Here is a 13585-nt window from a genome sequence, read left to right on the forward strand (position 1 = left end):
GTCGTTTTTTTCAAGTTGAATAGAGAAGTAGCTAGCATATGCAAAACGATAAAATTCACGAAAGCGAGTCTCATTCACAGGAAGATGAGCCCGGCACTTTCGCGACATCCAGCCCCTTTACCTTGGCCAATGCTTTTCGTTCGGCCGCAGTGCTGAGTGTGGTGGCAGGGGTCTATCTCTTCTTTCAGGCCCTACAAGCGGCTTCGATTGTTGGTAGTGCGGCCTATGAAGTTGCTGGCTTGCGTCTTGGCATCACCGTGGTCATCACGCTATTTCTCCTGCTTGGCGAGAAGCTATGTCGCTTTCTGGACGGCTATGAGTAGTGCCAACTCGACATAATATTCTGACAGAACTTGATGGGTAGCTTGAGGCAAATATGACAACAGACGAATGCCAGCAAGTAATCGATGAACTTCAAGCGGTCATCGACGATACCCACCAGACCCTCGAACGCTTTGAGGCGACCGGGATGGCGTCCGAGATGCCTGAGGACGTTGAACAGCTTCACGCCATCCTCGATCGCGCCGTCCGCGACCAGAAGGTACATACGCTGGCGATGCTGGACGAAAAATAGATCAAGATCGGCTCAGGCGGCTCTCTACGCCTTCTTCCTTCTATATTGCTACCTGCCTCTGCCTGTTCTTCCCTTCGGCTGAGGCGCCGACTCAAGGCGATATGGCTGTATATCCCCCATATTGAAAGGTCGGCTTACCATCTGCATGCTTTGGCTTGGTATTGAATAGTATTGACTATCATTAACACAAACTTTTTTCGCCACTTAATACCTGGATTCATAAATTAACCGCAGCACTTTGGCCCGCGAGGTAGAGGCAGGAGGGGCAGCGCCGGTACTCATCTCGGCACACCGTCCAAAGTGAAGCAGTGCATGGGATACCGACAACTGACCCAGACCCAACGATACCAGATCTATGTCCGTTATGACCTGGGCGTGAGCCGACGCCAGATAGCCAGAGAGCTTGGCATCGACAACAGCACGGTCAGCCGGGAGTTGCGTCGGAACGCCATCGACAGCGGTTACGATCCTGAGATAGCGCCATCCTGCAGTGATCATCGGTGACGCACTGCCTGGAAGAGGACAAAGCGCTTGCCCAGCATGATTGCCGCTGTCGTCGACCGGCTGCGAGAGGAATGGAGTCCAGAGCAAATCAGCGGTTTCATGTCGCCCTTGTCTGGTGTCGGCGTCAGTCCCCAGTGGTTCTACTCCTTGATCTGGGATGACAAGGCCTCCGGTGGCGATCTCTGGAAGCACCTCCGCCAGCCCAAACGGCGCAGCAAGCACCGGGCTCAAGCCAAGAGCGCAGGTCTTGGTAAGATTCCCTACCGCGTGGGCATCGAGCATCGCGCGGCTGAGATCGATGAACGGCGCTTCATTGGCTACTGGGAGGGCGACACCGTGGTCCAGGGGGCACAAGCAGTCGGGCCTGGACACGCTGGTCGAGCGCCGTAGCGGCTATCTGCTGGCGGCACGGTTGCCCAAGCTTTCGGCTGAGCTGACGCAAAAGGCCATGATTCAGCTGCTAAAACCTCGCCGCGGTGCTGTCCTAACCATCACCCTGGACAAAGGCTCGGAATTCGCGGATCACGAGATCGTGGCCAATGCGGTAACGGCAGCGACTTACTTCTGCGATCCCTACTGCTCCGGGCAGCGTGGGACCAATGAGAACACCAATGGCCTGATACAACAGTACTTTCCCAAGGGAACAGACTTTCGACAGGTCACCGATGCCAAGCTGCGCAAGGGGGTCGAGAAGCTGAATGACCGCCCCCGAAAGCGTCTCGGCTATCGCACACCGGCACAGGTTTTCCTGGGGGAATATTCAGGAGCCCTGAATACCGCAGCTGCTGCGCTTGTTGCTTGAATTCAGGTTTCTCTCCTCTTTCCCCCCCATAGCGATAGCCAGCCGGGCTGACCTATTCATCGTATCTATCTTTCGCAAAGGGCGGTGGGCAGCGCCTAAGCCATTCGCCTGACGCCCCTGGTGCTGCCTCTGTCTTGAGCTTTTTCTGCTCCACGTCGCAGCGACAAAAAATTCATTTAAAACAGAGCATTGTAATAACCTCTGCCGTATCCCCTAAGACGTTTGTCTTATCTCTCATTTCTTGTATTCACGTGGCACCTCGACTAGCTTCTCCCTCACTAGCTAAATTCATCTGATCAATTGTCTCGATAACCACATACAAATACATACAAGGAGTCACTTGTGGATGCATCCTCTACCGCGGCGGCTGAGCAACAGTCGGCGCCGGAAAAGTCCTCTTTTCTGCACAGGGGCATGACCTTGCCCTTTGTGCTTATCGTCACCTGCTTTGCCGCCTGGGGGCTCGCCGGCAACCTCACTGATCCTCTGGTGTCGGTGTTCGGCTCGGTGTTCTCGATGAGCGCGCTGCAGGCGTCGCTGGTGCAGTTCGCCTACTACGGTGCCTATTTTGCCCTGGCGATCCCGGCGGCCTGGATCAATTCGCGCCTGGGCTACAAGGGTGGCGTGCTGATCGGCCTCTTGCTGGCGGCCACCGGGGGGCTTCTGTTCATGCCGGCCTCCCAGATGATGACCTACTCGATGTTCCTGGTGGCGCTGTTCACCCTGGCGGCGGGGCTGTCGATCCTCGAAACCTCGGCCAATCCTTACGTGATGGCGATGGGCCCGCGCGAGAACGCCACTCGGCGGTTGAATTTCGCCCAGTCGTTCAACCCGGTGGGGTCGAACCTGGGGGTGCTGCTGGCCGCGGTGTTTATCCTGCCCCACGTCAATCCGGCCACCGCCGAGCAGCGCGCCTCGCTCACCCAGGAGGCGCTGACCGAGATGCAGTCGGCGGAATTGCAGGCGGTGATGGGGCCCTACATCACCCTGGCACTGGTCTATGTGGTGATCGCGATAGCCATCGCCATGGTGCGGGTGCCGCGCCACGAGGCGCTGATGGCGGACCGCAAGAGCGAGACGGTGGCGCTGTCGGGAAGTCGCCTCGGCCGGCTGGTGCGCAACCGTCGCTATGCCTTCGGGGTGGTGGCGCAGTTCTTCAACGTGGCCGCCCAGACCTGCACCTGGACCTTCACCATCCACTACGTGACCGAGGCGCTGGGCGTCGGCAGCGAAGAGGCCGGCTACTGGCTGCAGGCTTCCCTGCTGGTCTTCCTGGTGTCGCGCTTCGTCATGGTCGGTGTCATGGGTCGGGTGGACCCGCGCAAGCTGATGACCGGGATGTGCGTGCTCGGCGTCGCGCTGTCGCTGGTGGCGGTGTTCAGCGGCAACCTGCTCGGCGCGGTGGCCCTGGTGCTGCTGAGCGCCTGTATCTCGCTGCTGTTCCCCACCATCTACGGCATCTCGCTGGAAGGGCTGGGGCAGGACACCAAGTACGGCGCCGCCGGCCTGGTGATGGCGATCGTCGGTGGCGCCCTGGTGCCGCTGGCCCAGGGCTGGCTGATCGATATCACCTCGGCCCAGACCAGCTACCTGGTGGTGGCGGTGTGCTTCGCGGTGATCGTGGCCTTCGGCGTCTATGTGCAGCGTCATCCGCGGCCCGAGACCAGCAACGAGGGTGATCTGGCCTGAGCTGGCGTCTCTTGAACTGGCAGCGCCTTAACGCGAATCGGGGGTGTCCCGCAGCACCACGGCGACCTGAGCGAGGTGAGTCTGCATGGCGGCATGGGCGCCCCTGGGGTCGCCGGCGACGACGGCATTGAGGATGGCCAGGTGTTCCTGGTGGGTGATGGCGATACGACCGCCGAGGTGGATCGATTGCCACAGCCGCATCCGCAGGGTCGGCCGCGACAGTGCCTCGAGCAGGGCGACCAGCACGGGGTTGCGGGAAATCCTCGCCAGGCTGAGGTGGAACTCCAGGTCGGCGGCCATGGCGCCTTCGTGGTCCAGCGCCTGGATGGCGGGCTCGGCCTCGGCCAGTACGGCCTTCAGGCGCTCGATGTCCTCGTCGGTTCGGCGCAGCGCCGCCACCGCCGCGGCCTCCACCTCCAGTGCCTGGCGCACATTGTGCAGGTCGCGGGACGAGGTCCCGGCCTGGATGCCGGCCCAGAACTCTAGGGGCTTCAGCAGCAGCCCCGGGTCCAGCGAGGTGACGGTGGTGCCGGAGCCCTGGCGGGTCTCGAGGATGCCCATGGCGACCAGCGCCCTGACCCCTTCACGCAGCGAGCTGCGCGAGACAGCGAAGCGGGTGGCGAGGATCGACTCGACGGGCAGGCGGTCGCCGGAAGCGATTTCACCGGAGACGATCATCTCCTGGATGCCTTGCACCACCACCTCGTACTGGGAGGGGCGGCGTTGGTCGCTTTCGGACGGGGGCGGCGGCGTCATGGCAGGGGCTCCGGCTCGGAAGGGGTGATCGAATCCCGCCATTCTATCGAAAACTTCGGCAGCACTTTAATACATCTGATGAATCTGGAGGACGATACGTGTCCGTCATTACCTCAATCGAACTGGTGGATCTGCGTTTTCCCACCTCGGACAGCAGCGACGGCTCCGACGCGGTCAACAAGGACGCCGACTACTCGGCGGCCTATCTCAGGCTGGTCACCGATGACAGCGCGCTCTATGGGTGCGGCTTCACCTTCACCATCGGTCGCGGCAACGAGATCTGCCTGCAGGCCATGGAGGCCCTCGCCCAGCCGCTGGTCGGCCGGGACGCGGCCGAGGTCTGCCGGTCTCCGGGGGCGGTCTATCGTGAACTCGCCGCGGATTCACAGCTTCGCTGGCTGGGCCCGGACAAGGGGGTGGTGCACCTGGCGCGGGCGGCGGTGATGAACGCCGTCTGGGACCTGGCGGCCCGGCATGCGGGAGTGCCGCTGTGGCGTCTTGTCTGCGAGATGGAGCCGGAGGTGCTCGTCGAGCAGTTGGATCTCAGCTACCTGGGTGACGTGCTGAGCGCCGAGGAGGCGGTGGCGATGCTCAAGGAACAGCGGCCCTTCCAGCAGGAGCGCATCGCCGAGCTGAGCGAGCAGGGCTTCCCCTGCTACACCACTTCGGCGGGGTGGCTCGGCTATTCGGACGAGAAGCTGGCCCGCCTGTGCCGGGAAGCCATGGACGAGGGCTACCGCCATATCAAGCTCAAGGTCGGCGCCAATCCCGAGGACGACGAGCGTCGCCTGGGGATCGCTCGCTCGGTGATCGGCCCCGACGTGGCGCTGATGATCGACGCCAACCAGATATGGGAGGTGCCCGAGGCCATCGAGCGGGTCGAGGCGCTTTCCCATCACGACCTCTTGTGGATCGAGGAGCCCACCAGCCCGGATGACGTGCTGGGGCATCGCAGCATCGGCGATGGCGTGCGCCCGCTCGGTATCGGCGTCGCCACCGGCGAGCACGGCATGAACCGGGTGCTGTTCAAGCAGTTGCTGCAGGCCAACGCGGTCGACTACGTGCAGATCGACTCCTGCCGTCTTGCCAGCGTCAACGAGATCATCCCGGTGCTGCTAATGGCCAGGAAGTTCGGCAAGCCCGTCTGCCCCCACGCTGGCGGGGTGGGGCTGTGCGAGCTGGTCAATCACCTGGTGATGATCGACCACATCGCGGTGTCGGGGCCCGTGGACGGGCGGGTGGCCGAATTCGTCGATCACCTGCACGAACACTTCGTCGACCCCTGCGTCGTGCGAGATGGCGCCTATACATTGCCGCGTGAGCCGGGGTATTCCGCCGAGATCAAGGCCGAGACGCTGGCGGCCTGGGCCTGGCCGAACGGCACCGAGTGGACCCGTCGGCGCCAGGCGGTGCCGGCATGATCCGCGGCCCGCTGCTCAATCCGCCATTGCTCGAGGGCCTGGCCGCCGCCGGACACGGCGCAAGGGTGCTGGTGGCCGACGCGCTCTATCCGCATTCGACCGGTGCGCCGCCAGCGGCGAGCCGGGTCTACCTCAACCTGTGCGAGGGCATGGTGCCGGTGCTGTCGGTGATGGAGACGCTGGCCCAGGCGGTGTTCGTGGAAGAGGTCACCTACATGGCCGACGCCGAGGGCGGCGCCTCGGAATCGGTGGTCGAGTGCCGCCAGCGGCTGGCCGGCCACCGACATGGGGGAGGCCAGCAGATCGCCTGGTCGAGCCTGGATCGCTGGGCCTTCTATGACGCCTGCCGCGGACCTGAGGTGTGCCTGGTGGTGGCCACCGGCGAGTGCCGCCCCTACTCCAACTTTCTGCTGACGATAGGCGTTCCGTGATGATCGATACCCACCTTCACGTCTGGGACACCGGTGCGGTGCGGATTCCCTGGCTCGCCGATGCGGGCCTGCCCGCCAGGGCGCCGATTCCCGATGGCCAGGACCGCCGCTACGTGCTGGTCGAGGCCGACGCCCCGGACCCCGCCGAGGAAGCCGCCTGGCTGATCTCGCTGGCCCAGCAGGACCCACGGGTCCACGGTGTGGTGGCGAGCGTCGCGCTGGAGCTTCCCCTGGCCGAGCGGGCGCTGGCGAGTCTGGCCGAGGTGCCCCAGGTGGTCGGCGTCAGACGCCTGCTGCAGGACCGCGAGCTGTTTGATTCGACCGCCTTGGTCGAGGGCCTGAAGCGTCTGGCCGACCGGGGCCTGCCCTTCGATGCCTGCGTCAAGGACCGGGAGCTGCCGCGCCTGCTGGCGTTGCTCGAGCGGGTACCGGAGCTGACGGTGGTACTCGACCATATGGGCAAGCCGAACCCGCGTGATGGCGTCGCGCGAGAGGCCTGGCAGCGCAATCTGGCGCGCCTGGCCGAGCTCGACAGGGTCCACTGCAAGTTGTCCGGTCTGCCGGCGGAGTGCCGCGACGCCGATGAGCTCGAGCGCCACGCCCCAGACATCGTCGACGTGGCGCTTGAGACCTTCGGTGCCGAGCGCTGCCTGCTCGGCAGCGACAGCCCGATCAGTCAGGACCCGAAGGACTGGTGCGAGCGGGTGCTGGCGCGGGTGCCCGCAGAAAAGCGCCAGGCCGTTGCCGAGGACAACGCCTTGAACATCTATCACAGGAGAGATGCCCGATGACCACATCGCCGATCGCCAGCCGTCTGCCACCCAAGCTGCGCCGTGCCTTCGAAGGCCTCGGCGTCGGTGCGGCGCAGTTCGGCAACATGGGCAAGGTCACCCCCGAACAGGACTGCCTGGCCGCCGTGGACACCGCCTGGGAGCTGGGGCTGCGGTTTTACGACACGGCCCCGCACTACGGGCTCGGGTTGTCCGAGCAGCGCCTGGGCAAGGCGCTCAAGGGGCGTTCGCCGGACGACTACGTCATCTCCACCAAGGTGGGGCGCCTGCTGGAGCCCAATCCTGCCCCGCAGGGCAGCGACGAGGCCAACGGCTTCCACGTGGCCGATGACCTGACCCGGCGGCGTGACTACACCGCCGAGGGCGTCAGGCAGAGCCTGGAGGCCTCGCTTGCGCGCCTCGACATGACGTCGGTGGACATCCTCTGGATCCATGACCCGGAAGAGCCCTCGGATCGCTTCGAGGAAGCCCTGGCGGGGGCGGTCCCCGAGCTCGAACGCCTGCGCGAGCAGGGCCGGATCGCGGCCTGGGGCGTGGGCTCCAAGGACGCCGACATGCTCAAGCGCTTCGTCGATCAGGCAAGGCCTGACCTGATCATGCTGGCCGGTCGCTACACCCTGCTGGAGCAGGAACAGACAGGACTGATGAGCGCCTGCCTGGAACGCAAGGTCGGTGTGGTCGCCGTCGGCGCCTTCAATTCGGGCCTGCTGGCGCGTGACGAGCCTCCCGCCGATGCCTGGTACGAGTACGGCCAGGCACCGCAGGCGGTGCTCGAACGTGCCCGCGAACTCGCCGCGGTGGCGCGAGCCCACGGCGTCAGCCTGCCGGCGGCGGCGCTGGCCTTCCCGTGGCGCCACCCCGCCGTGGTCAACGTCATGGCCGGAATGCGCTCGCCTGAGCAGGTGAAGCGAAATCATGCACTGGCCTCGTGCCATATTCCCGAGGCCTTCTGGAACGAACTGCAGGCGCGAGGCCTGCTGAAGGAGAACACATGAAGCTGTTGCGCCGTGGAACGATGGGTAACGAGATGCCGCTGGTCGAGGTCGAAGGCGTACTCTACGACGCCTCGCCGGTGGGCGACTTCGGGCCAGGCTTCTGGAAGGACAACGGCGTGGCGCGTCTTCGCCGGCTGCTGGACGCCGGACGGCTGACCGCCGTCGAGCTTGCCGACGAGGTGCGCCACGGCTCGCCGGTGGCGGCGGTGGGCTCGGTGATCTGTATCGGTCAGAACTACGCCGCCCACGCCGCCGAGTCCGGCGCCGAGCCGCCGAAGCAACCCATCGTCTTCTTCAAGACGCCCAACACCGTCGCCGGCCCCGACGACACCGTCACCATCGCGCGCGGTTCGGAAAAGACCGACTGGGAGGTCGAGCTTGCCATCGTGATCGGCAGCACCGCCAGCTACTGCGACTCGCTGGAGGAAGCGGCCAGTCACATCGGTGGCTATGTGCTCGCCAACGATCTGTCGGAGCGCAAGTTCCAGCTCGAGGTCTCCGGCGGCCAGTGGAGCAAGGGCAAGTGCAGCCCGGGCTATATGCCACTGGGCCCCTGGATCGTGACCGCCGACGCCTTCGATCCCGCCAATGTGGGCCTGCGCTCCTGGGTCAACGGCGAGCCGCGCCAGGACTCCCGCACCTCGGACATGATCTTCGGCTGCGCCGAGATCGTGCGCGATCTGTCGCAGTACATGCAGCTCGAGCCCGGCGACGTCATCTCCACCGGTACTCCCGAAGGGGTGGCGGTCTCGGGGCGCTTCGACTACCTCAAGCCGGGCGACGTGGTCGAGGTGGAGATCGACGGCCTGGGCCGCCAGCGTCAGACATTTCGTGCCTGGGAGGGCTAATCCATGACAGCTCGATTCGAAGGACGGGTGGCTATCGTCACCGGCGGCGCCTCGGGCATCGGCGCGGCGATCGCCGACTGCCTGGCCGCTGAAGGCGCCCGCGTCGCCGTGCTGGATCGCGAAGATCCCGCCAATCAACACCACTGGGAAGCGTGCGATGTCGCCAGCAGCGAGCAGGTAGAGCGTGCGGTGGCGGCGGTCGCCAGTGCGTTGGGGCGTATCGATATCGTGGTCAACAACGCAGGCATCGGCGCCCAGGGCGATGTCGCGGGCAACCCGGATGAGGAGTGGGCGCGTGCCTGGGAGGTCAACGTCGCCGGCATGGCGCGGGTGTCTCGGGCGGCGCTGCCTCATCTGCGCGAGTCGGACGCCGCCGCCATCGTCAATATGGCGTCCATCGCCGCCACCGCGGGGATTCAGCAAAGGGCCCTGTACTCGGCGACCAAGGGCGCCGTGCTGGCCTTGACCAGAGCCATGGCGGCCGATCACCTGCAACAGGGCATTCGGGTCAACTGTGTCTCGCCCGGCACCGCGGATACCCCCTGGATCGGCCGCTTGCTTGCGCAGGCGCCTGACCCCGAGGCCGAGCGTGCGGCGCTGGAGGCCCGCCAGCCCCACGGACGGCTGGTCGCCGCCGCCGAGGTGGCCCAGGCGGTGGCCTATCTGGCCGATCCTGCCAATCGCTCGACGGTGGGGGTCTGTCTGCCGGTGGACGGTGGCATGGACGCCCTGCGCCTGCGTCCGCGCTAGCCCTGTTCATGTAAAAACCGTTCATCTCGGTCCTCAAGAGTACGCCGGCCTAGCCGATAGTGGTTATATTAGGTAATGCGCACCGCTTACCTCTATCTGGGCAGGGCTCATGGCTAAGGATCGATCAGCGGGCTTGGGCCCGACGACGCTGTTGCAGGCGGCCTCCGCCGGCAAGGTCGCCCATCACCCCTCGGTGGTGGCGGGGCTGGTGCTGGACCGCGCCCCGGTGGGGCTGGCGCTGATCGATGCCAACGACCGCCTGGTATGGGCCAACACCGCGCTGACGGAGCTGGCCTGTCCCACCGGTGGCGAGCTGCAGGGCCGCAATCTCAACGAGCTGTTTCGCCCCTTCGTCAATCTGCTGGGCGAGCGGGGCAGCTACCATACCCTGTCACCCGGCGAGGACTGGCAGCAGGCCTGGCTTGCGGTGGATGACAGCGCCAGCGCCCGGCTGGGGCTGATGTCCTGCGTGGCCTTCGACCGAGGCGCCGATGCGGCTCTGGACAGTGGCACCGATCCGCTGATGTGGCTGGTCACCTTCGTCGATCTCGACGCCGACGCCGACGCGGTACTGGATCGCCGCCATGCCGATATCGGCAACGTGGCCAGTACCTGGATCTTCGAGGACCGCCTGTCCCACGCCTTCGATCGTGCCGACCGTCTGGGTCAGCGCCTGGGCGTGATGCTGGTCGAGCTACACGGCCTGTCGCGCATCCTGGTGGACCATGGTGGCGAGATGGCGTCGCGGGTGTCGCGCCGGGCCGGACGCCGACTGGTCAACGTGCTGCGCCGGGAAGACAGCGTGGTGCAAGTCGATCGCGAACGCTGGGGGGTGCTGCTCGAGCACCCCGTCACGCCGGAGACCCTGCAACTGGTGGCCGACCGCTGCCTCGAGGCGCTGGAACCGCCCTTTACCCTGTCCGGCTATCAGCCCGCCCTGATCGAGCCGCGTATCGGCATCGTCCTGTGCCCGGAAGATGGCGAGGAAACCGGAGAGCTGCTGGCCCACGCCGAAAAGGCGCTGGAAGAGGCCGTGCCTGGTGGTTTGGCCTTTTACGACGGCAGCCTGCAGCGTCTGATGGAGCGCCAGCAGCGCTTCCGTCACGAGCTGCAGGAAGCGCTGATGTTCCCCGATCAGCAGCTCTATCTGGTGTATCAGCCCCAGTTCGATCTGCTCACCCGGCGCTGCTGCGGGCTCGAGGCGCTGGTGCGCTGGCGCCATCCCCAGCGTGGCGAGGTCGCGCCGGGGGAATTTGTCGCACTCGCCGCCGAAATGCAGCTGGTCGACCGGCTAGATCGCTGGGTGCTCAAGGAAGTCATGGCCCAGCGCAGGCGCTGGCGCGAGGCCGGCTCCGAGCTGGGTGACTGGGATATCTCGGTGAACATTCACCATTGCCTGCTGGATCAGGACGGCTTCGATGGCCGCGCCCTGGATCTCTACCTGCGCCAGCTATGCGAGTCTGGCGCAAAGGGGGAGGCGGGTGCCCAGAAGGAGGCGGGCGGCCACTATCGCCACGAGTGCCTCGACTGGTTGTGCCTGGAGGTGGATGGCGCGGGGTTGTTCGAGGTGGGCCACCGCCAGTCCCACCTGTTAAGGCGTATCGTCGCTTTGGGCGTGCGGCTCGGCGTCGATGGGCTGGGCCGCTCCCCGGTGGACCTGTTCGGCATGGCCTCGCTGCCGGTGACCCTGGGCAAGCTGGGGCCGGAGACCCTCAAGACCCTGGCCGATCCCTCCACCAGCATGCGCCAGAGCGTGGCGGCGCTGATGCGCTGCCTCGAGGCGCTGGAGTTCGTCGCGGTGGCGGTGGGGGTCGAGACCGCCGAACAGCTCGATACCATCAAGGCGCTGGGGCTTGTCCGGATTCAGGGGCGTCTTGTCGGTGCGCCGCTGGAAAGCGAGGCCCTGGTGGGCTGGGCGGCCTCCGGCGCGCATCCCGCGATAGCGATCTGAGCCAGCCATTGATGCCGCCAAGGTGGCGGTGCCGGCAAGGTGGCAGAGCCGGGCAGGTGTTTCCGAGAGGAGGCGTCAGGCCCGATGTCGAGAGTCCAAGCTGCGAGCCTAAGCTGCGAGCCAGGACCTTGAACCAGGAAATCAGGCCGAGACGTTGAGCCGAGAGGGCTGCAGCCGGGTGCGGCCGTCGGGCTGGTAGACGCTGGCGTTGGCGATGCGGTGGATCTGGTCGAGCATGCGCTGGTTGTGCTCCATGCGTAGGGCCAGCAGTTCGCCACAGCGCAGATTGGCGCGGGAGACTTCCCTGGCGAGTGCCATGGTGGCCTGCCAGGCGGCTTCGCAGCCGGCGTCACGGGCGGCTTGCAGGGTGCCCTCGCGGTCATCGGGGTAGCCCAGTCGGCACTGCACCTGATGGCGGCGCGCTTCCGTCTCGGCAAGCCTTTGCTGGATCTCGGACTTCTGGCCGGCGAGCGCCACCAGCGCCTCGCTGTCGACCTGGCCCTGAACCAGGCACTCCTGTTCCTCGCCCAGCAGGGCCAGCAGCTCGGCGAGTCGCTCACGCTGCTGGTCGAGCAGTCGGGCCAGACTCACGACTGCGAGCCCTCTGAACCATCGCCGAGCATGTCGCGGACGCTGTCGATCAGGCCGTCGGCGATGCGTTCAGGATGGATTTCCAGGCGTCCCTCGCGGATGGCGTCACGAATCTGTTCGACCCGGGCGCTGTCGATGTCCTGGCTGGAGTCCGCCGCCGGGCGGCTCAGGTGGGCCTGGGCACCGGCTTCGACGCCGGCGCCAGCGGTTTTTTGCGTCTCGCTTTGCTGGAGCTTGTCGCTCTGCTGCGGCCCCTCGCTTTGGGCGGGGCGGGTCAGAGGATGTTGCGAATCGATCTTCACGGGCAAGGCCTCACGAGAATGGCGATGGGACCAGGCGCTGGCTGTCGCCGTTGATCCGAATGTCTGCGTCTATGTACATCATCGGCCGCAAGAACAAGAACTTTAGGTCTGGCGCACCAGCCAAATTTTTAACACCGTATTGCCGAGCGCAGCCGCTTCGTGGACATGTCCTGAGCGTTTTACGAAAAGTCGCCGAGCGAAGGTTAGACAAGGCAAAAGTCGGAGAGACAGCGCAGTTTACTAGCAGTAAATGAGTATGTTGACCGGGCTGGCGCACCAGCCGGTTTTTAACGCCGTATTACCGAGCGCAGGCACTTTTCATCAATGTCCTAGTAGGTTACCGCCAGCCGGCCGTGTTCCACCACCCGGGCGTCGAGGATCTGGCGCCGATCCACCCTTACCCGCACGATATCGCCGAGGCCGCCGGCCTCCAGCGCCTCGCCCTGGCGGCTGATGCGAAAGCCCCGGCCACTGGCTTCCACCGCGACCTGCTCGCCGCGTCTCACCAGCTTGGGTGATGTCAGCTGATGGGCCGACAGCGCCTGACCCTGGCGAATCCCGCGTCGTGCGATCTGACCGATGGCCGCTTGTGGATCGGTCAGCGCCTGGGACGGCAGACGGCTTACGTCGAAGCGCTCGCTGGTCAGCATGTCGGCGCTCAGGCGCTCGCCGGGGGCGATGTCCCGCGCCGCCACCAGTCGCTCGCCCAGCCGGGTGATCTCGGCCTGCAGATAGCGGCTGCGATGACGCTCTCCCTCGCAGCGAAGCCCCACCGAGACGCGTCCGGCCAGCCGACTCCCCGCCCGGGGCAGGAAGGGCTCGGGCTGGCGGCAGTCGGCCAGGCTCGCCGCCGGCGGGAATACCTGGATCTCCAGATCGCCCGGACGGGCGCCGTCGGCCAGGGCCTGCTCGAACAGAAAGCTCTCCACCCGTGTCAGCGCTTCCCCGGTGCCCGCATCGACACCGCCGTCATCGACCGCCTGGCCGCTGGCCTGGGCGGTGCTGGCGGCAAAGCCCGTGCTGACACACAGCACCAGCGCCGCCCGGGCGATGACCCAGGACAGGGAAGCAGTGGCTTGTACAAGAGATGAGGATCGAGACATCGGGATACCGGTGGTCGGTGCGATCTTTAGCGCCCGGGGCCGATTGAAGGGCGCTTTCCTGGCCATTCAAGGGCCAT

The 13585-nt window shown here is 65.5% G+C and carries 17 protein-coding genes; 13 read left to right on the forward strand and 4 right to left on the reverse strand.

Features of this window, described 5'->3' with window-relative positions:
• The first annotated feature begins 38 nt into the window (after positions 1–38).
• From KUW00_RS07015 to fucP, 6 genes are all read left to right on the forward strand, one after another.
• Positions 39–323 carry a hypothetical protein gene (locus KUW00_RS07015; protein WP_222568658.1) on the forward strand — a complete coding sequence of 95 codons (285 nt, stop codon included), beginning with the start codon at positions 39–41 and terminating at the stop codon, positions 321–323.
• Positions 324–376: 53 nt separating this feature from the next.
• Positions 377–574, forward strand: coding sequence for a hypothetical protein (locus KUW00_RS07020; RefSeq protein WP_222568659.1), 198 nt, complete (start codon positions 377–379; stop codon positions 572–574).
• Positions 575–886: 312 nt separating this feature from the next.
• Positions 887–1078 carry a helix-turn-helix domain-containing protein gene (locus tag KUW00_RS22630; RefSeq protein WP_222568660.1) on the forward strand — a complete coding sequence of 64 codons (192 nt, stop codon included), beginning with the start codon at positions 887–889 and terminating at the stop codon, positions 1076–1078.
• Between the two features lie 27 nt (positions 1079–1105).
• Positions 1106–1468 (forward strand): hypothetical protein, encoded by a 363-nt coding sequence (locus KUW00_RS07030; RefSeq protein WP_222568778.1) that lies wholly within the window; start codon positions 1106–1108, stop codon positions 1466–1468.
• Positions 1377–1880 carry an IS30 family transposase gene (locus tag KUW00_RS07035; protein ID WP_222568661.1) on the forward strand — a complete coding sequence of 168 codons (504 nt, stop codon included), beginning with the start codon at positions 1377–1379 and terminating at the stop codon, positions 1878–1880. The genes KUW00_RS07030 and KUW00_RS07035 overlap by 92 nt, the downstream gene beginning before the upstream one ends.
• Before the next feature lie 342 nt (positions 1881–2222).
• The gene (gene fucP, locus KUW00_RS07040) at positions 2223–3569 is read left to right on the forward strand and encodes an L-fucose:H+ symporter permease (protein WP_222568662.1); all 1347 of its coding nucleotides are present in this window, start codon (positions 2223–2225) and stop codon (positions 3567–3569) included.
• 27 nt (positions 3570–3596) lie between these two features.
• On the opposite strand, the gene KUW00_RS07045 is transcribed toward fucP, so the two are convergent.
• Positions 3597–4325 (reverse strand): FadR/GntR family transcriptional regulator, encoded by a 729-nt coding sequence (locus KUW00_RS07045; protein WP_222568663.1) that lies wholly within the window; start codon positions 4323–4325, stop codon positions 3597–3599.
• 98 nt (positions 4326–4423) lie between these two features.
• Here KUW00_RS07045 and KUW00_RS07050 point away from each other — a divergent pair, with 98 nt between their 5' ends.
• The 7 genes from KUW00_RS07050 to KUW00_RS07080 all read left to right on the forward strand — a co-directional run bounded on the left by KUW00_RS07050 (position 4424) and on the right by KUW00_RS07080 (position 11512).
• Entirely contained in the window at positions 4424–5746 is a 1323-nt protein-coding gene (locus KUW00_RS07050; RefSeq protein WP_222568664.1) for an L-fuconate dehydratase, read from the forward strand.
• Positions 5743–6177: an RbsD/FucU family protein gene (locus KUW00_RS07055; RefSeq protein WP_222568665.1), complete on the forward strand. Its 435-nt coding sequence runs from the start codon at positions 5743–5745 to the stop codon at positions 6175–6177. Before KUW00_RS07050 ends, KUW00_RS07055 begins: the two co-directional genes overlap by 4 nt.
• Positions 6177–6968, forward strand: a complete 792-nt coding sequence (locus tag KUW00_RS07060; RefSeq protein ID WP_222568666.1) for an amidohydrolase family protein — start codon at positions 6177–6179, stop codon at positions 6966–6968. Before KUW00_RS07055 ends, KUW00_RS07060 begins: the two co-directional genes overlap by 1 nt.
• Positions 6965–7963 carry an aldo/keto reductase gene (locus KUW00_RS07065; RefSeq protein WP_222568667.1) on the forward strand — a complete coding sequence of 333 codons (999 nt, stop codon included), beginning with the start codon at positions 6965–6967 and terminating at the stop codon, positions 7961–7963. Before KUW00_RS07060 ends, KUW00_RS07065 begins: the two co-directional genes overlap by 4 nt.
• Positions 7960–8811, forward strand: coding sequence for a fumarylacetoacetate hydrolase family protein (locus KUW00_RS07070; protein ID WP_108132044.1), 852 nt, complete (start codon positions 7960–7962; stop codon positions 8809–8811). Before KUW00_RS07065 ends, KUW00_RS07070 begins: the two co-directional genes overlap by 4 nt.
• 3 nt (positions 8812–8814) lie before the next feature.
• Positions 8815–9561, forward strand: a complete 747-nt coding sequence (locus KUW00_RS07075) for an SDR family NAD(P)-dependent oxidoreductase (RefSeq protein ID WP_108132045.1) — start codon at positions 8815–8817, stop codon at positions 9559–9561.
• Between the two features lie 133 nt (positions 9562–9694).
• Positions 9695–11512, forward strand: a complete 1818-nt coding sequence (locus KUW00_RS07080) for an EAL domain-containing protein (protein WP_222516306.1) — start codon at positions 9695–9697, stop codon at positions 11510–11512.
• Between the two features lie 141 nt (positions 11513–11653).
• Here the strand turns inward: KUW00_RS07080 and flgN are convergent, their stop codons facing one another.
• The 3 genes from flgN to flgA form a co-directional block, all read right to left on the reverse strand.
• On the reverse strand, positions 11654–12103 hold the full coding sequence (flgN, locus tag KUW00_RS07085) for a flagellar protein FlgN (protein ID WP_045994752.1): 450 nt from the start codon (positions 12101–12103) through the stop codon (positions 11654–11656).
• Complete coding sequence (flgM, locus tag KUW00_RS07090; protein ID WP_222516307.1) at positions 12100–12405, reverse strand: flagellar biosynthesis anti-sigma factor FlgM; 306 nt, start codon at positions 12403–12405, stop codon at positions 12100–12102. Before flgM ends, flgN begins: the two co-directional genes overlap by 4 nt.
• A gap of 329 nt (positions 12406–12734) precedes the next feature.
• Positions 12735–13508: a flagellar basal body P-ring formation chaperone FlgA gene (gene flgA / locus KUW00_RS07095; RefSeq protein WP_213230209.1), complete on the reverse strand. Its 774-nt coding sequence runs from the start codon at positions 13506–13508 to the stop codon at positions 12735–12737.
• Positions 13509–13585 lie beyond the last annotated feature (77 nt).

The sequence above is a fragment of the Halomonas sp. DP5N14-9 genome (genome assembly GCF_019802175.1).
Classification (GTDB): Bacteria; Pseudomonadota; Gammaproteobacteria; order Pseudomonadales; family Halomonadaceae; genus Halomonas; species Halomonas litopenaei.